Raw genomic sequence first — 23,143 nt, forward strand, 5'->3', positions numbered from 1 at the left:
ATTTTCTAGTCCTTCTTACGGATAACGAAATGACGTTGCCCCTTATCTTCTTTCTGAGATTTCTGTTCTTTTGAACGGCGTCTATTTCTCTTATCTGTATGATTTTTTTTCTTACTTTGAGAAGTCTTTTTCCCTTTGCGAGAGTCCTTTTCTTCCTCTTTTTTGCGCATCTTTTGGTCAAATGGTGCTCGTTTAGGAACTTCATTTTCTAGAACAAAATAGGCACATCCATAGCTACAATACTCTAGTAGGTAGTCTTGCAAGCGACTGATTTTTTCTAAAGATTCTTCAGCTCGTTCATTCTTATAAAATCCCCGTAAGCGTAACTGCTCATTACTCCAGTCTCCTACGATATAGTCGAACTTGGTCAAAACTTCTGAAAAACGTTGAGTAAAAGCTGTTGCATCAAAAGCATCCTTGCTATTTTCAACTAGAGTAAAAACAAAATCTTCAGCTTCCACTCTGTTTCCAGTCAGTTGAAATTCGGGACCAGGGAATTTATTGTAATTATATAATTCGGGTGCAATTTCTTTACGCATAATCTTCCTTTTCAACGATTACTTAATACTCTATTCTACCATATTTTCGCCACATTTTCACCTTTAGTATTAAAATGAAAAAAATCTGACGATTTTAGCATTGATTAGCTGAAGGTTACTCCATTTTTAAAACAAGAAAAAACTGGGAATTCCCAGTTTTTTAATGATTACATATAAAGGAACTTGAAGAGCATTACTGCTGTAATACCAGCCGCAATCGGTGCAACTACTGGTACCCAAGCATACCACCATTTTGAATCTCCCTTGTGTTCACCAAGGATTGATTTTGGAAGGAAGGCATGAAGGAGACGTGGTCCAAGGTCACGAGCTGGGTTCAAACCTGGCCCTGTAGGTCCACCAAGAGAGGCAACCAATGCCATAACCAAGAAACCTAGTCCTAAGTGAGCTACAGAAAGACCTGCAGTTGTATGTGGTGCCACTTGTGCTTTCACAGCGATTTGTGATAAGTCAAGTGTTTGGCCAGATTGGCTAGCCATTTGTTTCATGTATTGGAGAACTTCAGCACCAAAAAAGTTCTTTGTCATACCAAGTGCTGCAAAGAAGAGAACGAATGAACCAACAAACTCGTTGATAAAACCGTTAACTGTTGCTGCAAAGCGTGATTCTTTTGTACCTTGGTCAATACTTGAAATTGTTGAGAATGTTCCCAAGATATTGTTTGCTTTTTCAGTTTGCAAGTAGTATGGACGGTGAGTTGCAACAACCAAGGCTTGTCCGAAGATTGCTCCCAAGACTTGTGCAACGATGTATGGTACTACTTGTGCCCAAGGGAAAAGTCCGCTAACTGCTAGACCAAGAGTGAAGGCTGGGTTGATGTGGTTACCAGAAACATTACCAAACATCAAGGCAGGGATCATAACCCCCATACCGTAACCAACAGCGATAACGAGCCAGCCACTTTGGTGACCTTTCGTACCTTTAAGTTCAACGTTGGCAACTGCACCATTTCCCAAGATGATCAAGATGGCTGTTCCCAAAAATTCAGTGGCATATTTGACTGCCCATGCGAAATCCATTGATAGATTCTCCTTAATATTTTTTAGACAATCCCTATTCTATCAATTTTTAAGCCTTTTAGCAACAGATTTTCTAAAAGAATACTGCGGGAAAACGCTTTTATTTTGGTTCTTAAAAAAAGACCTAACAAACTAGGTTTGTTAGGTCAAAATTTTGATTATTCTTGACGTTGTCCAAAGTCCTGAATCATCTGCTCCATTTCCTCACGACTTGGTGTCGTTAGCATATAGAGAAAGTCTCCTTGCAATTCAGCAAAGGCTGCAGGCATGATTTTCTTGACCTTGAATTGCTGACCGTATTTGGCAAGCAAGTCTTCTTCTGAATAAACATAGTTGGCATTGGCGCGACGAGATGTTGCCAAGCAGTACAGGGGCTCGAATTGTGAAGCAGGGAATGGCTCACCCGCAACGATCGCTGCATAGCCCTTGTACAAATCAAAAGAGTGGGCATAGTTATAAACATCAATGGTGAAGCCACCCGCTGGACGGTTGTTATACTCAATGGCAATATAATCATCACCCTCACGGAAGAACTCGATATGGAAGAATCGTTCTTTCATACCAAATTCCTTGACAATAGCCTCACCATATTTACGAAGTTTTGGATCCATATCTTTAAGAACATAATAAGAATTGTCCATCTTGTAAATCATGAGATCAAGCGGTGTATGGGCATAGTCAAAGGTCGTAGAAAAGACGATATTTCCATCTCTATCTACCAAACCATCAAAGGTACAGATTTCACTAGAGGTGACAAATTTTTCAAAGAAATAAACGGTTGAATGGTCCCACTCTGCCTTGAAATGATGGATATCCTCTTCTGTTTCAAGCTTGAAGGTTGCTGCCGCTCCCACTCCATTGTCAGGTTTGTCAATCATCGGAAGGCCAATTTCTTTCACAGCTTTGTCAACATCTGCATCAGTTTCAATGACAGCACCTGGAACCACTGGAACTCCAGCTTTTTTGAAGAGTTTCTTCATTTCAGACTTGAACTTGGTCTTTTTGAGGTCGTCTGGTTTGGCACCAAAGACATTAAATTGTTCACGAAGAGCAGCATCCAACTCTAGCCAGTATTCATTGTGAGATTCGATGCGGTCAATTGGACCATGCTTATAAAAGAGAAAGGCAACTGCACGTTTAACTTCATCAATATTTTCAAGATTATCAACACGGAAATACTCAGTCAAGCTATTGCGCAATGGTTCATCTAGTTGTTCGTAGGGTTCTTGCCCAATCCCTAGAACGGTGATTCCTTTATTGGCTAGTTCAATACTAAACTGTTGGAAATTTTGTGGGTAATAGGGTGAAATTACAAGATAATTCATAAGCGACTCCTTTTATAGACTCATGTGACCGAGGAAATATGGCATTTGTTTGCGCCACCAATCCCAATCATGGGCGACATCATGTCCCCATTCTGCAAACCAGGCAGGAATTTGTTTTTGGTCAAAGGCTTCTTTTAACTTGTAGTAAGAAGGCAGGCCATCATGCTCCCAAGCACCTAAGCCAGTACAAATCACAATCTCAGCCTGACGGTAACGGTCAATAAACCAACCATCATTTTGATTCCAGATGTAGTCTACTGGTGAATTTTGATAGATAGAATCATCATTGTAGTAGTCACCTACAAAAAAGCGTGCGTCATAGACACCACTGAGGGCGATTACCTTGGTAAAGACATCTGGATGCTGAAGGAAAAAGTTAAGTGCATGATAGGCTCCCATAGAGCATCCTGTCGTCATCATGCCGTCGAACCAGCCTGTCTTGTGCTTGATAAAAGGAATGGCTTCTTCAATAACGTATCGCTCATAAGCACGGTGCATTTCAGCTTGGTCATGACCATTTTTCCATGTTGCTAGCCAACTCTCACTATCGACACTTGAAAGGGTAAAGAATTGCACTCGACCTTCCTCGATAAAGGATGCACATGCATCAATCATGCCAAAATCATAGTATTCATTGTGGCTACCACCTGAGGAAGCAAAGACAACCACTGGGATACCCGCATGTCCGTAACGATTAACATACATTTCACGGTTAAGATGACCACTCCAGTGGCTAAGATGTTCAATATTCATATCCTGTCTCCTTTATACTAATTACCAATTTTCTGCAAAAAAGCGTAGGCAAGCTGGAAGATTTTCTGACCATGGCACTTCATGGTGAATGGCTCCAGCCTGAACCTTGAGAGAGAGATTTTCCAACTCAACTCCTCCTGCTATTAAATCATGATAATAGCGAAGGGAAGAGTCGATATAGGCCTGCTTAATATTTCCAGCCATGAGGGTCTTGTCTGTATCGTCTGCTTCTTCCGTACCAACATAGATAAAGACACGCTGGTCAGGCAATAGTTTTTTTCGCTCGATATAGCGATCAAAGGCCTCTTGGTGAAGCCAGTTAGCTGATGAGAAAACTCCCAAACATCCAATCTGATCCTGATACTCCAAGCCAATAAACTGGGTAATATTTCCACCCAGAGAAGATCCAACCATAGCAGTGTGCTTGCGATCCGACTTTGTCCGATAGTTTTCGTCGATAAAGGGTTTGACCACTTCCATGACAAACTCAGCGTACTCGACACCTTTACCACCAAATTGTTGGCCAGGAATGTTGGATTCTTGGAATTTCCATGCCGCATACTCGTTCATTCGACCAAGACCATCATTGTCAATAGCCACAACAATCATACGACTGATATCTGGATTTCGCTTGATGGCAGGAATAATCTTCCAAGAATGTCCAACGTAAGATTCCTTACTATAAAAGACGTTTTGTCCATCGTGAAAATACACAACTGGGTAGCTTCTATCCGTGTCTTTATCATAGTTTTTGGGGAGGAGAACACGTACCCGGCGCTCCTTACCTGTGTAAGGAACCACTAATTTATGCTCTCGCATTTTTAGATAAAAATAAGATTGATTCATTGTCAGAAAACTCTCTATATTCAAAATTTTATCTTATTATAGCACAAAAATAGAAAAAAAGTCAGTTTCCGTCTAAATTTAGAACAAAAAACTAACTTTTTCTACTTATTTTCTCTATTCTTCTGGATTTTCTAATTAGAGGAGATCGTCAATTAGCTCATCAACTGCATCCTTCTCAGCTTGAGGCGTAATTTCAGTAATCATGATTCCTGCTACTGCACGTTCAACCAGACCTTCGACATCCATACGTGTTTCATACTGCTCTGCATTCTTAATCTTTGGATTTGTCTTCGGACGATCGGGTGCAAAAATCGTACAACAATCTTCAAACGGCTGGATAGAAATTTCAAAGGTATCAATTTCTTGCGCAATGTCAATGATTTCTAGCTTATCCATAGTCACAACTGGACGGATAATTGGTGTATTAGTCACCGCATTGATAGCCTGCATACTCTCCAGGGTTTGGCTTGCCACCTGACCAAGACTTTCACCATTGATGATGACCAAACCATTTCTCACTTCACGGATACGGTCCGTAATGCGCATCATAAAGCGGCGAGTCAGAGTCATGAGATAAGCTTCTGGAGCCTTGGCCTTAATCTCTTCTTGAATCTCCGTGAAAGGTACTTCGATAAACTGGATATTGCCACCAAATTTAGTCAATTTACGGGTCAAATCTTGGGCTTTTTTGAGGGCACCTGGACTGGTATATGGTGGACTAGCAAAGTGAACAGCTTCGATATCCACTCCACGTTTTAGAGCTAGATAACCTGCTACAGGAGAGTCAATCCCCCCTGACAACATGAGCATGCCTTTCCCTGAAGTTCCAACCGGTAAACCACCAACTCCTCGAATGGTTTCATAAGAAAGGTAGGCCGCCTCTTCACGAATCTCCACCTGAAGATTGATGTCAGGATTTTTCATTTGTGCTTGTACATTGGGAATGGCTTCAAATACTGCACCACCAAGAGTTTGGTTCAACTCACGACTGTCTAACTCAAAGTTGTGGTCGCTTCGCTTGCTTGAGATTTTAAAGGTCATACCTTCCTTGTAGATGTCCTTCATAATCTCTTGGACAGCAGATTTCAGAACTTCTACAGATTTTTCAACCTTGTATACTGGCGAAAAGTTTTGAATCCCGAAAACTTGCTTGAGTGACTCGGCAACTGCTGTGTAGTCGGCACCATTTAGATAAGCATGGGCACGATCGCGGTCTGCTGTCACTTTGACTTGAGGATAAATGGACAAAACGTCTGAGATATTATTACGTAGTTTATTGATGAAACGCATCCGGTTTTTACCCTTGGTTGAAAGCTCTCCGTAGCGAATCATAATTTCTGAATACTGCATGAATGCTCCTATCTTACTTTTTTAGTTTGATTGTAGATTAATTTTAGTTTGGTCAAAAATTGCTCAACTTGACTCATGTCATTTTCTAGGTCTAGGCTGAGGCGTACTGCTGACTGGGCTTTAGCCTTTTCAATACCCATGGCAATCAGGGTCCCAGCAGGTTTCCCAGCCTTGGACGAGCAAGCTGATGTTGTAGAAATGAAAATATCATAGTCTTCAAAAGCATGAACGATGACTTCCCCACGAACTCCCTTAATCCCGAAGGTCAGAATATGAGGCGCAAAGTCTTCCTCATCTGAGAAAACAAAAATATCTGGATAATCAAGAAGAGCCTGACGGATGACTTCCTTCATCTGACTCGTTTTGTTAGAAAACAATTCCAATCTTTCCATAGCTAGACGCAGTGCCTTGGCTGTTGCTGCAATTCCTGCTACATTCTCAGTTGTTGAACGATAGTCACGCTCTTGGCCACCACCAGTTAAAAGCGGTGTAATTTTCTTGCCAGACTTGATATAGACAAATCCAACACCACGAACTCCGTGGAATTTATGACTAGAGAAGGTCGCAAAATCCACTCGGTCAGTCAAATACTTTTCTGTCGGAATCTTAGCTAAAGCTTGAACCGCATCAACATGGAAGGAAATCGTTGGTTTATCAGCTAATAGTTCTGATATAGCTTTAATAGGCTGGATTGAGCCGATTTCATTGTTGACTGCCATAACAGAGACTAGCGTTGTATCAGGACGAAGTAGGTTTTCTAAAGCAGTTACATCTACAAATCCTTTTTCATTTACAGGTGCAAAATCCACTTCAAACCCTTGAGTCTTGAGCCAGAGAACCGACTCCTTGACTGCTGGGTGCTCAATAGCTGACACAATAATGTGTTTACCAAATTGCGCTTTTTCAAAAGCCACACCTTTGATAACCCAATTATCCCCCTCAGTCCCACCAGAGGTAAAGAAGATTTCTTCGCTTTTCTTGCCAATCAAATCTGCAATCTGCTGTCGAGAAGCTTCTAAAATTCTGCTAGATTGGTCTCCCAAACGATGGAGACTTGAAGGATTTCCAATAATTTTTGCAGACACTTGCATATAGGTTTCAAGTGCTTCTGGATAAGGCTTAGTCGTTGCCGAATTATCAAAGTAAATCATGGTTTCTCACGCTTTCTAAAATCACTCCTTCTATTGTATCACGAAACAGTTCAGGCGACAAGAAAGGCAATTCAGGTTCATTTAAGTTTTTTTTAAAGATTTTCGGTATAATGAATTTTAGTAAAGGAGAGATATTATGTCTAATTATCGTAGAACATCAAAACCTAAAACGGAACACATCAAAAAAGGATTTACTGTCTTTCAAAAAACGATTGCTACTATCGGTAGTATTCTGGGGCTAATTACTGCAAGCATCACCATCATGAATGCTATGAATAATAACAACAATAACAACAATAATAACTCTAAAAAAGAAACTACGACAACCCAGACAACTGTCATAAAAGAGATTCAAAAGGAATCCCCTCAAGAGAACACTACTCCCAACAAGGATAATACTTCTACAAAAGAAAACACACAAGAAGAAACAACAACTCAATCTAGTAGCAGTGAAGAAAGCAAGAAAGAAGATACTAGCAGTAAACAAGAACAACCGACTGCTCCTTCTTCTAGCACTCAAACAACAGATACAAAAACGTCTACTACTAATGGAGCTTCCTAAAAGAACTATCTAATACTCTTCAAAAATCTCTTCAAACCACGTCAGCTTCGTCTTGCCGTATATGTGTTACTGACTTCGTCAGTTCTATCCACAACCTCAAAACAGTGTTTTGAGCAACCTACGGCTCGCTTCCTAGTTTGCTCTTTGATTTTCATTGAGTATAACAGCCAGTGATTAAATCGCTGGTTTTTTTCATAGTTCATTATCAATCCCATAAAAAAGCGAACAAGACCAGATTCTGTTTATCAGAAAACTAGTTTTGTCCGCTTTTTATGATCGAGATTAGTCTCTTGATCCAATCTCTATGACTTGGATGCTATAACATCATTTTATTCGTCATCTTTTTTCTTTCCCATTGCAAAGAGACCAAGTAATGTTCCTACAAGACCTACGGCTGCAAGGCCAGCATTTTCTTTAGTACCTGTCTCTGGGAGCTTGTATGGATGACTTGCAGGTGCTTGGTAGGTCTTATCTTGTGACATAGCAAGAGCTACAAGAGACTGCTCATCTGTGTATGCTTGAGTTTCACGGGTAGTTGGAGCTGAACCATTGACACCGCCAGTAAATTCTGGAACTTGGTGAGTTGTTCCTTCTCCACCAGGAACGCCACCTTCAAAGCGTGGAACTTCATGGGTAGTTCCTTCTGATCCATTTACGTGACCAGTGAACTCAGGTACTTCATGAATAGCTGCTGCTGTGCCAATAGCTTCAGTGTACTCTGGAACTTCATGAACAGCTGCTTCGACACCATTTACGCCACCTGTGAATTCTGGGACTTCTACTACTGGTGCTGCTTCATCACCCTTACTTGTAGTTGGAGCTGGTTTCTCTGGTTCTTCCGGAAGTTCTTGGTGGAATGTAGTCATTTCGTAGAACTCTGGTTTGCCACCTTCCCAAACAAGTTTGACATCCAACAATGGCGCTTTTTCTCTAACTGCAAATGTTTGGAAGCTTGAGGTAATTTCACCTAGTTCTGACCAAGCATCTGCTTTATCTTCTTTCAGAGTACGAGCAAGCACACGAGCTTTCACTCCTTGAGGAATACTTGAAACAAGGCGAATATGGTTAGCATCTGTTGGTTCTGACAAGTGGTAGACAAGCTCACCTTGGTCTTTCTCAGCCTTGTAGCTTGTCAATACTTTGCCATCTACAAGGTTCGTGTAAAGGTTGCCTTGGCTTTCACCGCTGTTTCCTTGAACAGTTGGATCATTGATTGGTTTTACGAATTCGCCATCATTGATCACCAACTCAGTGAAGCCTACAAAACGAGCATCATAGTCTGCTGTAAATAGAACACGGAGATAGTTGGCTTTAACTGGGCTTGAAAGTTCACCCTCGATATAGCGATTTCCTGGCATCTTAGAATCATGTGTCCATCCATCTGTCAAGGAATCATCACGTGTTTCATTAGCAAGGCCGTCACCAACTGTCACAACATCTGTCCAAGTCTTACCATCTTGACTGACTTGAATCTTACCATCACGGAGATAGTTTTGAGTGCCGTCTTGAATGTAAGCTCTAATCTTCTTGATGTCACGTTCGCTACCAAGTTTCAAGGTGATATGACCGTCTTTACGAGCATAGTCTGAAAACTCTACAAAGTTATTGTAAACACCATCGAATAATTGATCCAAGTTCTTGATCTTACGAACGTCATTTCGACCGTATGTTGGGTGGATTCCCATTGATGTAGAATCAAGTGTTGTTGGTTGAACTTCTTTTGTCTGAACGAGTAGTGATGTCGCTGTCACTGCTTGTTCTTGGTCAGTCTTATTAATCAAACGAACATAACGTACCAAGGACTTATCTGTCACTTGATCAGCTGGATACCATTCTTGGGCATTTGGAGAGTATTCCAAGTTGAGAGATGGATTTTCTGTACCAAGTGCTTGAATGCTTTCAGCTTGGTGCAGACGATCAAGTTTCATACCCAAGTAGCTATTAGCTGGAAGCTTAGTTCCGCTTGGAATTTGCAAGTCATAACGGCCTAGGCTGTCATAAACTGGAGTTGACTTCAAGCTTTCAACGTTTGTATCAGTCAATTCGCTATTGCCTGCACGTGTTTCAACTGAGAAGTCAGCGATACGCCACCATAAGTTGATATTCTTAGTATTGCGAACACGAACGTAGCGAGCTGAAATTGGAGTTTCGATTTCTTTTGTTTGTTCACCAGTCAAGCGATCCAATTCTTGCCATGAGCTACCATCTGCAGAATATTCAAGAACACCTTCCGCCAATTTATCTCCTGATCCTTGAACCAGACGAACCTTGGTCACAGGTTTGACTTCACCCAAGTCAAGTTGTACCCAACCATTGACTGGAGTTGTGTCTGTTCTATCAGCATTTGCAAGCATGGCTTCAGTATTATCACGTCCATCTGTAATCTGTCCAACTGTTGTGTTGTACTTGTACATAAGATTTGGACTGATTGTCACAGTAGCTGACTGTTTAGTACGAGTAACTTCTACAGGGCGGTTAACAGCAATTTCTCTTACCGCAAACCAAGTGTTTCCACGATCTGAAGTCGCAATCATACGAACAGCTTTGGCGTTGATGTTGAGGTTTTCAAATTTAAGCAGAGGTTCATTACCAGTGTAGCTTGGTTCTGAAAGTGTTACCCACTCATCATTTTCATTGAGGTACTCAACCTTAGCATTGTTAAAGGTATCACGAGGATTTGCTTGAGTTCCCATTGCAAAGGTCAAGTTTTGAACTGAAACAGCCTTATTAAATTTCAAACCAATATAGTCACCAGTTTGGATGCTGTTTGGTGATTTGATAAGGGCATGTGTTCCTAAATCTCCGTCAGTTACTTCAGCAAGTCCACCTTCGACACCGGTACGGTTTGTGATAAAGGTACTAATGACTTGGTCAGGATGCAAGGCTTTTTGAACTTCTGTTGCAAGGATTTCACGAAGTCCAAGCAAGAATGGACGGATATGTTGAACACCCAACTCAGCTCTCTCATCATGGTCTACATAATGGAAGGTATGAGTTTGTGATTGTTCGTAGAGTTTCAAGCCCTTGTAATAGCTATCCCAAAGTTTTGCAGAATCGTTCTTTTCGATAGCTTCTGTACCATCAAGAAGAGCACTCAAGGCGTCCATTTGGTCAATAGTATTATCCAACCAGTAGTGGATTTGAGCACGCATCTTTTCATCACCAGATGCTTTATAAAGTTGAGCTGCTGCTTTTAGTTTAGCAAATTCTGCACGCAAACCTTCACGCTCTGCACCAACATCTTGACCAGCTTTCAACTTAGACATGAAGGCCGCCAATTTTGGTGCGAGTTCAACAGACTCTTCCAATTTCACAACACGACCATCCATGTTTTGGTTGATCATATGTTTACCAAGTTCACGGAAGGCAACAGATGTTTCACTGTCAGTAAATTTACCTGTTTCAACAAAGTTGAAGGCGATGTCATTTACTTTCTTAGCTTCTTCTTCAGACTTCCATTGTTTCCATGCATACTGAGCTGCAGAGAAGAGGGCAATCTTAGAAGGCTCAGATTGTTGCATTGGGTTCAACATGATACCTGAAAGGAGACTTGGATCTACATTTGGATGAAGGAATTTCTCACCGCCACCCAAAATCAAGTGTTGTTTAGAGTTATCTGTAACAGGCCAGTTTACCCATAGAGAAACTGGTCGGTAGGTCTTACCTCCTGCAGTCAGGTTATTCTTAAGGTTAGAGAGGAAGCTTTCAGACACTTCACCCCAAATCTTACCACCAGTAAGGGTCATAGAAGTTGAAGTTGGAAGGTTTTCATTTAGAGATTTCAACTCATCTTCACGTCCATTACCCCAATATTGACCTGGAACGAAGATCATTTCCTTACGAAGACCAACATAAGTTGCTTGTTTTTCAGTCAACCAGTCTGTCATGTCCTTCATCAAGCGGTTGTAGCTATTGTAGCCACCAACTGGACTTGGAGCATCATCGGCCAAAATACCGAACTCACGAACACCGACATCCATCAATTGAGTGAATTTAGCTTTAATAGTTTCAAGGTCTTTTTGGTAGTCAGCATCGTTTCCAAAACGGATACGGTTGTTCATGAATGGGTGGATGGTCCAAACATAACGAGTCTTGTTTTGGTTTCCGACACGCGCCAATTCACGGATTTCAGCTAATTTTTCTTCTGGATAAAGTTCACGCCATTTCTTGTTGTGGTATGGATCATCTTTTGGTGCAAAGAAGTATTGGGTCAACTTCAAGTCACCACCATAACGCATCAACTCAGCACGATCAGCATTGCTCCAAGGGTTACCATAGTATCCTTCGATAAAGCCACGGTTCTTAATTTCAGCAAAGTCTTCAACTGTCACATTACGCAAGACTGGAGCTTCACTTTCATTAAGCATGTGTTTGAGAGTTGTCAAACCGTAGAAGACAGCATCTGTATCCTTACCGACGATCGAGATTGTATTGTTCTTGATTGACAAGGCATAGGCATCAATCTTATCAAAGAGTCCTTGAGAAATGCCAGACACTTCTTTTTCAGCCTGTGAATTTTGACCATGAACACCAAGGTAAATGTTGGTAGCACCTGCCACTGCTGTTTGACTGCTTGTGTATGAGATTTGATGATCTTGTAGGACACTCTTCAAGCGGTTACGAGTATAGATATCTAATTGATCGCCCATGACAAGATTGACTTGTTTATGGAGTTTCGTAACACCTTCATCGTAAGTTACTTTTTGTGGTGTTGGGAAGACCTTGTACTCTTTCTTGAGATAATCCTGACTTTGAGCTGCTGCGGCAACTGCTTCGTCACTTGTAGGTTTCGTAGCTACAAAGCTATCAGCAAGCTCAGTTGTACCATCGCCCATTTCCCCAACTTTAGGTTTTTCTGGAGTTTCAGGTTTTTCTGGTGTCACAGGTTTCTCTGGACTAACTGGCTCTTCCACCTTGTTAGTAGAAACTGGTTTCAGAAGTTGAATTTCTGCAGCACTACCAAATCCTGCAGCACCAGCTAGAACTTTAAATTCTACCTTATCGGTTTCAATGGCATCAAAGTTAACTGTTTTCTCTTTGGCATTGTTTTCCCAAGTTCCTGAAGCAACTTTAACCATTCGACCATCTTTTTGAGCATAGATTTCATAAGATGTCACAACACCATTACCTCCACCTGGACGTGGAAGATAGGTCAAACCATTAACTGTTTCAGCTGCTTTCAAGTTCATTGCCACTGTAAATGGAGCCTGATGACCAGACCATTTTGAATGCCAGAAGGTATTTGGATCATTGTCAAAGGCTTTTTCGACTGGACCTTCTGCATTGGTTCCTGGTAATTCTTGACTAGTTGCAGAAACTGTAAAATGATCATTTGGAATCAAACGTGGGTTTACAAATGCTTCATTTGACAACTCAGCACTATGCAAGATTCCTTTGAAGCCACCGATTGTTTCAAGTGGTAAGACTAAGCTATTATGAGCCAAACGTGGATTAGCTGGATTTGCAATCCGTTCAACCTTTTCACCGTCCACATAAACTTCTGTCACTTGAGGTTTGGTTACGACAGAAATTTGATAGCGTTTATTCTTTTCAAGTTTCTTGTTAAATTGAATATGGAATTGTTCAAAAGTATAGGCAAGGTATCCATCTTTGTCCGCAAGGTAAAGTTGGTTGTTTCCACTTGTTGAGAAGGTTTGCTCGCCATCACCAGTCACTGTCACATCCAATTTTAAGACATGACTTGGTCCAGCATCACCAACTAGGCCTTCGATAGTGCTATCTTTTTCGAAATTCAAACCTGCTTCAGTCTTTTGTACCTTCTTAGCAAGATAATCTTTGACAGTCTCAGGATTAATCTTGAACAAGTCTTCTTCAGCTACGGTCTTATCTGGGTTAGATTGTGGTGCATAGACACTTGCTGGTTGAACACGTTCTGCATAGGTCTTAGCTGCACGATCTGAACCCCAAGTGCGTTCTGCAGTTGATTGCATACTCTTGAAGAAGCGTTTAAAGATATCGTAAGAAGTGAGCCCAGTTTCATGGAGGTCAATATTATCATTCCATACTGCATGACCACCACCAAGGATATTTGGATTAGAGGCTTCTAGACGTGGTCCTCCACCTGTTGAGAAGTCATTTGGTGTCCAGCGATTGTATTGAGTTTCATAGTTGGCATAATCTCCATATCCACCTTGACTGTTGCTTCCACTTGGAACACTATAGGTTGGAATATCTGTGATATTGATAATCTTAGCACCTTGAGCAATTGCGGCAGCTGGACGTTGCCATCCAATGCTCCAAATATCGACTTCTACATCTTTCCAATCGACCGGCGTAGTCCCTTGTTTGGCACTGAGGGAACCCCAAATACGTGGTGTTAAACCTTTTCCTTTGATGTACTGAATCATATCGTTGACATAGCGACGATAGCTTTCTGGATTTCCATAATACTCATCTGTACCGATATGAACAGTAGAAACGCCATGAAGTGGTGCGTCTTCACCATCGAGCAATTTATCATAGACTGATTTGACAAAAGCAAGTGTTTCTTCGTACTTGTTATCCAAATCTAGCATAGCTACGCGTTCTACATTGTGTTTTCTCGCACTAAGCTGACCTTTATACATCAAGTCTGGACGGACCTTAACAAATGAAAGGGCGTGACCTGGTGTATCAATTTCAGGAACAAGGTTGATATGCAAAGCTTTGGCCAACTTGATGATTTCTTGCATTTCTTCCTTGGTGTAGTGCTCTTTTGATGTTAATTTTTCACCATTGTCACCAACAACATCTGTTTCTACACGGAAGCCTGTCTTAGCATTTTTGAGAACATAATCTAGTTCTTCTTGTTTGCTAAGGTGTTTGCCCTCTACATGTTTTTCTAGGAAGATATAGTTATCATTCAAGTGCAACTGAAGATCGTTCATCTTGTAGTAAGCCATGTTGAGCATAATATCTACAAGTGTATCATAAGGGATAAACTTACGACCTGTATCTAGCATAAAGCCACGGTGACTGAAGCTTGGGAAGTCACGGATTTCTCCGTTTTGCAAATCATTTTCTCCCATTTGTAGAAGAGTACGAGTTGCGTAAAAGGCTCCTGCGTTGGTTGCAGCTTCTACAGTGATAACACCATCTTTTACAGTGATACCATAGCCTTCTTTACCATAACCCCTATCTTCAACCTTTTTAAATTCAATCCGTTTTTGAGCTGTTTGATCACCTGTAGCGATTTCTAGCCCACGACTTTCAAGGTCAGTCTGATAGAATTTAGCTTCTTGACCAAATCCAGAATCGCCAACTGAAATCACGGTATCAGCTGTAATAGAAGTTTTGCCTTCAGTTCCATACCATTGTTGAACTGCTGGAGCAACTGCTGGTTTAGTGCCAACACCTTCGTCTGCATGCAAGCCTTTAATGAGGACTTCAAATTCTTTTGTGAAGGTATGAGTATCCTTGACTTGTTGGACCATGACCTTAACAGTTTGATCTGTTAAGGGTTTATAGATTTTGTTATTTAGGTCGACAACACCCTGTTTGTTGCTACCAATCAAGCTGACTTGACCTGGTAATTTAGGCAAGACAAGTGATTTCCCATCTTCAGCAACAGCTAATTCTGTCACTTGGCGAATATCTGTTGGTTTGCTAGCGTCTGGAACGTTTGAATAAGCGCGAATCTCTTGAATTCCAACATTTTTCCAGTTCATTGTACCTGCTTGATAATCTGTAATTTCAAGTTTAAGGTATTTGGCTTGGATAGCTTCTTTCAAGTCAATTTTTTCATCAAGAATAGGATTTCCTGTTCTTTGATAGGCCAACTTCCATTCTTTAACTCCTGATCCATTCACATCATCCTGGCCAGCGTAATAGAGGTTCCATGATTTGATATTTGGATCATTTTGTTCACCACGAACGCGGCGGTCCCAATCAATCTCCACATGCTTAATCACTGTTGTCTTTTCAAGTGTAAATTCGATTGTTGGTTTCTCAACGTTTTGGTCAGTAGCCCAGCGAGTGTCAGGTTTTCCGTCAATTGCCTTTTCTGCTGTGTATTGTGTGTTGGCTTCATGGTTTGATGCTGTAGCAGAAGCTTTTTCTAAATGATTGACATCTGGTGTATCTACTACATCTTTAGTCGCAGGACTTGCAGCTGGTTTCGCCTCAGAAGCTACTTCCTCTTTTGGATTTGTAGCTGGTTTTGAAGCCACTTCTTCCTTAGGAGCAGGAGTTTCAGTTGGTTTTGGAGTAGTTGTTTCAGCTGCAGTTGCTTCAGTTTCTGACGCTGCAGGTTGATCATCTACAGTTCCAGCACTCGCTTCTGCTTTTTCAATAGCTGCTGCTATATCTGCTGGCAGTTTATCCAGAGGCTGAGCCTGTGTTATTGTTCCTTCTGTCTCAGCAGTTCCTTCTGTTTCAGCAGCTTGAACCATACCAGCTCCAAAGATACTGGCACCAATCATAACAGAAGCTGCGCCGATTGTAAATTTACGTATACTGTAATGACACCGTTTCTCAAAAAAATGTTTTCCCATTTTTTCCTATTTCCTTTCATACGCTCACAAGTAGTAAGCGCTCTCATTCCCCTTTAGAAAAAGAGAGGACCTAGAGGGTCCTCTCTGGGTTTTCTTTTTCTCCACGACAATGATTGTGGAGTTTAAGCTCTCTTTTAATGAAAACTTTTTTGTATTTTAATCTTCTTTTCTTTTTGCAAGAAATAGAGCAGAAATTGCTAGACTGAGACTGGCAAGGAAGAAGAGATGCTCTGACTTGCTAGTACCAGTTTCTGGTAGTTTATCCTTCGCTTCTTGTTTAGCTACTACTTCCTTCATTTCTGGTTTAGCAGTATCAACTGATTTCTGATCAAGTTTTTGTACTGCTTCATCCTGTGGTTTATGATCCAGTTTCTCTGTTGATGGAGTCTGTACTTGACTTCCAGGTTCCTCAGTTAATGGAGTTTGTGGTTTATGCCCTGGCTCTCCTACTGATGGCGTTTGTGGTTTAGAAACTTGTTTATAAACTACTGCAAAGTGTCCTAGCTGACTAGTTGTAAACTCAACTACACCTTGACCATTTGTAAAGCTTACTGCCTCACCTGATGCAGTGTAATATACTCCAGCTACTTCACCAGAAACTGGAAGTCGAACGAGCACTACACCCTTCGCTTGAACCTCATGCTTATCTTTATCAACTAAATGAAGAGCATAAGCATCAAATTTCACACCTTGTAGACTTTGGTCTGTTACTTTTTGAACTTTAAGATTAAGATCTGTAGCCAAATCTCTTGCAAGTCCTGCAACTACAATTCCTGTAGTCTTATCTGACAAGACACGAACACCTTCAGTTGGTTTGTCTACTGTAGGTGCAGCTTGGTCACCTGCTGTTCCGATTGCACCTGTATACTCTGGAACTTCGTGTACAGCAGCTTCAGCTGCATTCACACCTCCAGTAAATTCTGGAACTTCATGAACGGCGGCTTCAGCTGCGTTCACTCCTCCAGTAAACTCTGGAAGGTCATTGATAGCTGCTTCAGCGCCATTTACACCACCTGTAAATTCTGGAAGGTCAACAACTGGCGCAGCTTCGTCACCCTTGCTTGATGTTGGAGTTTCAGGTTTAGGTTCTGGAGTTGGTTCTGGATCTGGAGTTGGAGTAGGTATTTGGTCTTTCAACTGATCGAGATAATCTGCAAAGAATTCAAGCATTCTATTTGTCAAGAGATGATTATCTGTTGCAAATTTCATGCTGGCAACAACACTTGCTACTTCCTCTTGATTGCTCTTATCAGTCAATTTTTGAGCTTTAGCCAAGGCCGCTTCATAGGCTGCTGTATCAAGACCTGTTTCAGCAACTTGCGGACGAGCAAAGATCAATTCTGCAGCTGATTGATATTGATTACCACCATCTCCATAAGTTCTTGTTCCAGTTAGAACAATCTTCTTAGCCTTGATAGTCTTACCAAAGTCGATATCTTTTGGTTTGTTATTATCAGCCCAATTAGTTGCATTGAAGGTATGCTCCTTACCTGTTTCATCAGTAACAACAAGAGTCACATCTCTCAAGTTACCATTTGAACCTGAACCGCGTGGAACATAACGGAAGCCTGTAATTTCAGTTGGTTCTTTCAAGACCATGGTTGCTGATTTGCCAACATCTCCTCCGCTCCATGATGTATGCCATAGACTTGACACGTTGCCATCAAAGGCATTTTCAAGACCTTCACCAGCCTGAGCAGGAGCCGAAAGACTTGCAAAGTCATCTGCTACAAGAGCTGTTTTCTTCATCACTAAAGCGTCTTTAAGAGCATTGACCTTAGCAATTTCAGACTTAGCTTCTTCTACACTGATGTCATCGTCTGCTTGGCTGAGGTTGAAGACTGCTTCTTTCAAAGCATCCATTGTTTCTTTGGTGTAGTTAGTCATGGCTACAGTTGGAAGATAATTCTTGACAGCATTTTCTGTCATCATCTTACCAGTCAAGACAATTTCTTCGATTTGAAGTCTGTCCATGATGAAGTCATTGTAACCACGGAAGTTAGCATTACCACCAGAATCTCCACGAGTGTTACTTGCATTTCCTGTAGAGTAGATACCTACCCATGTATCGCCAGTTTCAGCCCCTGTCACGAGGAAGGTTGCTCGTTTCGCTTTCTTAGAATCTGTCCAAGTATTTGGCAATTCATGCACTTCCATATTGCTCGTTTGACCAGATTGGAATTCTCCCTTACCGACTACAAAGGCATAAGTGTTGTCAGAACCAGCTTCATAGTCAAATGTGATACGGTAGGTCTTGCCTGCTTCAAAGCGGAAGTTTTGTGGAATTGTTTGGTAAACCAAGTTTCGACGACTTACGAGACCATTTGTCTTTAGTGACCAATTTCCTTCGATAACGTCATCAACTTTCTTGCCATTCCAATCACGTTGTGTGTATGGACCATGTTTTTCAGACAAGTGAGTACGGTTGTCTTCAACACCTTCGATACCACCGATGACAAATGGGAAGATACCTTGTCCGACATTTTCAAAATCTTGTTTGAAAACGCCTGTTGCAGTATCATGACCATCACCGTACATATTGGATTCATTTTCAAAAGTACGGATTTCATCAAAGTAAGTTGCTTCATCGCCTGCTTCACGACTCAAGGTCAAGGTTACATTTGATACATCTGAACCTGTTGTAAAGAAAGCATACATGTTTTGGAAGTAACTTGTGTTATCAACCGTTGCATTGCTTCGACGAGTATTGTGAGCATAGGCTTTTACATAGTTGAGGGCGAGTGACTTGTTGGTGTAGTTGGTTACTTCTTTTTCACCAGTATTAACAGTAATACTTGCTTTAGCATTACTACGGTTGTCTACACCGACATACACTGCGTATTTAGTATTTGGCTTCAAGCCAGTCAATTTTTGAGTGAGACTAACTTTTTCTGTATTGCCTTGGATGCGGAGCATTTGGTTTGCACCTTGAGACTTCACGATTTCAGCCTTAGAAGCATCTCCAGAAATCTTCCAATGATCCAAAGATTCACTGTTAAATCCTTGGTCATAGATATGCATTCCTTCACTCCATGACATTTCAGGATTTGTTTGTTTAGAACGATAGAGAACATATGGCTGATTTGCAGTGAGGTCAAGGGTAATCTTACCATCTTTCACGGCAACTTCTTTTTCCTCAGTTTTACCTTGGTCAGTTAGTTTATAAAGGTAAACCTTACCATTTGCCCAGTCGCTAGGAAGTGTCCAAGTTGTTGCACCTGCTTCAGTATTGAAGTAGTACATTTTTTCCTTGTCGCTTTCAAGCTTATTACCATTTGCATCCCAGTTCCAAGGTGTCAAGTAGGCTGAACCATCTTGAATCACACGATCGTTAAGCGTAACAATTCGTTCACGATATTGCGGACTGTTGACATCATTGGATTTACGAGTTACAACAACCTTGTTATTTGCAGCATCAACCAACTCGACTTTCATTTCTGGAGTCCATTTATAGGTACTACCATTGTCAGTCATGGTTACTGGTTTGCCATCTTCCCATTTGCTTACTGTGAAGTGTTGGAAGTACTTAGTCATAACGTCATGAGCAAACAAGTTTGTTACATAACCGTTATAGTCACTTCGTCCTTGCCATCCTTCAAAGTCCTTCATGCTATAACCGCCTAGAAGTGGGTAGTCAGCTGCACCACCATAACTTCTGTAGTCACCAACCCAAGAATCTTTTTGGTGGTTACGGATAAAGCGAGTGATGGCACTGTTAATACCTTTATTTGTATAGCCACCATAAGTCAAGTCAGCTGCCCAGTGTTGGAAGGTAGAATCATATTCACCACCATGGCCCCACTCAATAGCAAAGCGCCAACCTTGTTTATTAATTTCTTTCGCAATAACGTGAGTTGCCCAGGCACCGTTGTCACCTGATTGACCGTTACCCCATACGTCGACATAGATGAAGTCTAGACCTTCACCCAATTCCTTCTTCAACTCTTCCCAACGAGCTAGACGCCCATGAGCGAGGTCATAACCAGCATCAATATTGATACCTTGGTCAAGCCAGTTCCAACCGTAGCTATAGCTACCATCTGCATTTTTACGAAGAATATCTTCATTAAAGTATTTAGACTCTGGATAGGTTTCTGAAGCATTAACGTGGATACCAAGGTGGGCACCATATTTCTTAGCTTTCTCAATAAGAGTCTTAAAGTCTTCAACACCACCGATACGTTTACCGATATCCGCATAGTTCAAGTGTCCAGAGTCATGTCCTTCACTTCCGTATCCCTTAAGAAGTACACCTTGACCAAGACCATCGGTGTGGAGGTTAATCTTCTTGATACCATCCAAGGTCATGAGGAATGGATTTTGCGCTTGTGAACCAAAGTTCATAGCGATACGGTAAGCTGTAATGTCTTTAACTTTTTCCCAACCTTGAGGGTTATTCATGATGCTACGGTAAGCGATCGCACCATCTTGCCAGTCAACCTTATGGTCAGCATTGGCATCTTCAGTGATGACAACTTTTGCACTTGGAAGTTCTTGAGTGTATGCTGGGAAGACGACTCCATTGTGGGCTTTTTCCCATTGCCATTCAGAGCTATGAATTTCCACATAGTTGGCATTGCCAATCGTATTCTTGTAAGCTGTCAAACGTGTCCAATCGTAAGAACCACCACCATAGCTATTTTGTGAGTTGCTCCATACACCTGCAGCGAGTTTATCTGTTGAAACAAATCCGTACATGTAGCCTTTAGCTAATTCTTTCATTGGATTTGTTACTTCGATATGGTCATCACCACTGACGTGAGTGTTGTTTGACATGGTTGCCCCATCAAACTTAGCTCCTGCTTGGTCGCTAGAAACAGATACCAAGGCATTTCCTAGGAAGCTGATGGAAGAAAGTAATTTACGTTCGTCATCAATCTTTTGTCCTGGTGTCACTTGGTTATGGTTGACAATCTTAGTCACATCAAAGTGAAGTTGGTTGTCCACTACTTGCAAACGAACGGTCATATCTGCATTGATGAGGTTTTCCTCATCACGGAGTTTCATTTCATACTCGGCAGTCGTTGCGTTGACCTTTTTATAGGTAACTTCAGGAGTCACAGCGTGCTTGTTAATCACCACTTGATTAATTGGTTGCACTTGACCCGGAAGTTTGTTGCCATTAAGGACATATTCTTTAATACGTGGGAAGGCTTGGTCAATGACTGCTTTCAATACTGTAGATTCGATAGTGTCGTACTTGACATTGCTATCATCTACTGTGTCGCCCTTTTCTTTTTCAGCGGCTTCTTGATTGTTTTTCACACCTTCTTGGTCATCAGTTTTGACATTGACAATTGTTCGTTCGCTACTGTTATAAGTTCCAGCTTTAAGAACAATTTTCTTCTCATCTTTGAGTTTGTCATTTACTGCAGATGGCAAGGTCACTGTGTCAAAGAGTTTGACATCATTGTTAGTTGCATTGAGCTGTCCATCTGATTTAAGGCTGACCGTCAAGTGATTCTCAGAACCATTTACTGGAGCTGCAACACGTCCACCTTGGTACCAAAGTCCACTTCCATTTGACTTGTATTCCCAGAACCATCCGCCTTGGTCATAACCTACAAAAACGTTGTTATCAGTGTCTTTGAATTTCATGAAGACACCAAAGCGAGATTTACCTGTTTCAGATTCTTCTTTAAAGGTCAAATCAACTGTGGCATTCCCATTAGCATCGACTGTCAAACCATCTTTTTCAAACAAGGCTGGTTTCTTACCATTGTCATTTTGAGCAGTTGAAGCTAGTTGGTTATAACGAACTCCATTTTCTTCACGGATTGTTACTGTTCCCTGTTGGTCTTTATTCTCAACCGTTTTCCATTCTGGAGTCACTTCTTTTGATTCAGCCGGTTTAGTTTCAGCTGGTTTATTTTCTGCTGGTTTGTTTTCTGCCGGCTTATTGTCAGCTGGTTTTTCTTCTTGAGGTTTATCCTCTTTTGGTTTTTCTTCCTTGTCCTCAACTTGTTTATCGAGAGCATCTAGACCAGCTGGTTTCGTTGTTTCAATACCCTTGATATAGTTTTGAATCCATTCTAGCTGAGCAGGTGAGAAGAGTATACCACCACTACGTTTACCAGATACACCGTTTTGGTGAATACCAATCAATTTCCCATTTTCATCGAAAATGCCACCACCACTGGCACCTGGTTCACTTCCTTGATAGCTAATTCCACGAACACCTTCTCCGTGATTATTAATATCCTCAACAGTTGTATTCAGAATCGGATCAAGCTCTCCTTTTGGATATCCAAATACATGGACCTTATCTCCTACCTTAGTTGTCGCAGGCTTATCAGTCACTTCAACAGGCGCATTTGCGAGAGGTGTACGAAGCTTAACGATTGCCAGGTCATTTTTATACCCTTTGAGGAATCCTTCACGATCCCAGTGTTTCACATCATTTTTACTGAATTTAACGTCTGGTGCCCCTTGATAAGAAATTGTGTAAACATCTTCATCACTTTCAACATTATCAGCTACCTTACGATTATTGCCATCCGGAACATCTTTGATAAAGTTATGAGAAACAGACAAAACGAGATTTTCCCCGATAACGATACCACTACCGAGCCCAGCAGGGCTTTTAATTTCGACAGTCGCACCGTAGTTTAATTCTCCATTTTTTGTTTTAGCAACATCTTCTGGGACTAAGCTTTTATCTTCTTTTTCTAGTTCTTCTTTTGAGGCAGTGCGGCCATTTTCTTCAGCCTTATCAAGTTTTCCACGTAGTTCTTCAGGAAGAGTATCTGAAGCTGCTGAGCTTGTTGCAGTTTCTTTTTCTTTTGCCAGCAATTCTTCTTCAGTCTTTGGTCCTTCAGTTACTTCAGGAGAGCCTTGGTCTTCACCAGGTTTTGGTGCTTCAAAGTCATGCCCATCATCCTCTTTAGCATTGGCAAGAGCTGCCGCCAAATCAGCTGGCATAGTCGCTGTTGAACCTGTTTGTGCAGAATCTGCGAGAACAGTGCTAGTTCCAAAGAAAGCTGCACCAATCATAACAGAAGCAACCCCTAATGAAAATTTCCGAATACTATATTTGCAACGTTTTTCAAATAATCCTTTATCCATCGGTTTTTTTGTTCCTTTCAGTT

General features: G+C 41.3%; 10 protein-coding genes. 1 reads left to right on the top strand and 9 read right to left on the bottom strand.

Annotated elements, in window-relative coordinates; genetic code table 11:
* Positions 1-5: 5 nt before the first annotated feature.
* From ADH90_RS08315 to ADH90_RS08345, 7 genes are all read right to left on the bottom strand, one after another.
* Complete coding sequence (locus ADH90_RS08315; protein ID WP_049530850.1) at positions 6-539, bottom strand: YutD family protein; 534 nt, start codon at positions 537-539, stop codon at positions 6-8.
* 167 nt (positions 540-706) lie between these two features.
* The gene (gene gla, locus ADH90_RS08320) at positions 707-1,576 is read right to left on the bottom strand and encodes an aquaglyceroporin Gla (RefSeq protein ID WP_049530851.1); all 870 of its coding nucleotides are present in this window, start codon (positions 1,574-1,576) and stop codon (positions 707-709) included.
* 158 nt (positions 1,577-1,734) lie between these two features.
* Positions 1,735-2,901, bottom strand: coding sequence for an ATP-grasp domain-containing protein (locus ADH90_RS08325; RefSeq protein ID WP_049530852.1), 1,167 nt, complete (start codon positions 2,899-2,901; stop codon positions 1,735-1,737).
* Positions 2,902-2,913: 12 nt separating this feature from the next.
* On the bottom strand, positions 2,914-3,654 hold the full coding sequence (locus ADH90_RS08330; RefSeq protein WP_049530853.1) for an esterase family protein: 741 nt from the start codon (positions 3,652-3,654) through the stop codon (positions 2,914-2,916).
* Between the two features lie 21 nt (positions 3,655-3,675).
* Positions 3,676-4,500 carry an alpha/beta hydrolase gene (locus ADH90_RS08335; RefSeq protein WP_049530854.1) on the bottom strand — a complete coding sequence of 275 codons (825 nt, stop codon included), beginning with the start codon at positions 4,498-4,500 and terminating at the stop codon, positions 3,676-3,678.
* Between the two features lie 135 nt (positions 4,501-4,635).
* Positions 4,636-5,850: a tRNA uracil 4-sulfurtransferase ThiI gene (gene thiI, locus ADH90_RS08340; RefSeq protein WP_049530855.1), complete on the bottom strand. Its 1,215-nt coding sequence runs from the start codon at positions 5,848-5,850 to the stop codon at positions 4,636-4,638.
* Between the two features lie 8 nt (positions 5,851-5,858).
* Positions 5,859-7,001 (bottom strand): cysteine desulfurase family protein, encoded by a 1,143-nt coding sequence (locus tag ADH90_RS08345; RefSeq protein ID WP_049530856.1) that lies wholly within the window; start codon positions 6,999-7,001, stop codon positions 5,859-5,861.
* Positions 7,002-7,137: 136 nt separating this feature from the next.
* Between ADH90_RS08345 and ADH90_RS08350 the strand changes: the two genes are divergently transcribed.
* Positions 7,138-7,563 carry a DUF6556 family protein gene (locus tag ADH90_RS08350; RefSeq protein ID WP_049530857.1) on the top strand — a complete coding sequence of 142 codons (426 nt, stop codon included), beginning with the start codon at positions 7,138-7,140 and terminating at the stop codon, positions 7,561-7,563.
* A 329-nt stretch (positions 7,564-7,892) separates the two neighbouring features.
* Here ADH90_RS08350 and ADH90_RS08355 read toward each other — a convergent pair whose 3' ends face one another.
* Together ADH90_RS08355 and ADH90_RS08360 are read right to left on the bottom strand one after the other, a co-directional pair.
* Positions 7,893-16,055 (bottom strand): SIALI-17 repeat-containing surface protein, encoded by an 8,163-nt coding sequence (locus ADH90_RS08355; protein ID WP_049530858.1) that lies wholly within the window; start codon positions 16,053-16,055, stop codon positions 7,893-7,895.
* Positions 16,056-16,211: 156 nt separating this feature from the next.
* Entirely contained in the window at positions 16,212-23,120 is a 6,909-nt protein-coding gene (locus tag ADH90_RS08360) for a SpGH101 family endo-alpha-N-acetylgalactosaminidase (protein ID WP_080982643.1), read from the bottom strand.
* Between the last annotated feature and the right edge of the window lie 23 nt (positions 23,121-23,143).

It is taken from the genome of Streptococcus pseudopneumoniae (genome assembly GCF_001073085.1).
GTDB lineage: Bacteria > Bacillota > Bacilli > Lactobacillales > Streptococcaceae > Streptococcus > Streptococcus pseudopneumoniae_M.

Coding starts and splice junctions, on each gene's coding strand:
- ADH90_RS08315 (WP_049530850.1), bottom strand. CDS start 539: ATGCGTAAAGAAATTGCACCCGAATTATATAATTACAATAAATTCCCT.
- gla (WP_049530851.1), bottom strand. CDS start 1,576: ATGGATTTCGCATGGGCAGTCAAATATGCCACTGAATTTTTGGGAACA.
- ADH90_RS08325 (WP_049530852.1), bottom strand. CDS start 2,901: ATGAATTATCTTGTAATTTCACCCTATTACCCACAAAATTTCCAACAG.
- ADH90_RS08330 (WP_049530853.1), bottom strand. CDS start 3,654: ATGAATATTGAACATCTTAGCCACTGGAGTGGTCATCTTAACCGTGAA.
- ADH90_RS08335 (WP_049530854.1), bottom strand. CDS start 4,500: ATGAATCAATCTTATTTTTATCTAAAAATGCGAGAGCATAAATTAGTG.
- thiI (WP_049530855.1), bottom strand. CDS start 5,850: ATGCAGTATTCAGAAATTATGATTCGCTACGGAGAGCTTTCAACCAAG.
- ADH90_RS08345 (WP_049530856.1), bottom strand. CDS start 7,001: ATGATTTACTTTGATAATTCGGCAACGACTAAGCCTTATCCAGAAGCA.
- ADH90_RS08350 (WP_049530857.1), top strand. CDS start 7,138: ATGTCTAATTATCGTAGAACATCAAAACCTAAAACGGAACACATCAAA.
- ADH90_RS08355 (WP_049530858.1), bottom strand. CDS start 16,055: ATGGGAAAACATTTTTTTGAGAAACGGTGTCATTACAGTATACGTAAA.
- ADH90_RS08360 (WP_080982643.1), bottom strand. CDS start 23,120: ATGGATAAAGGATTATTTGAAAAACGTTGCAAATATAGTATTCGGAAA.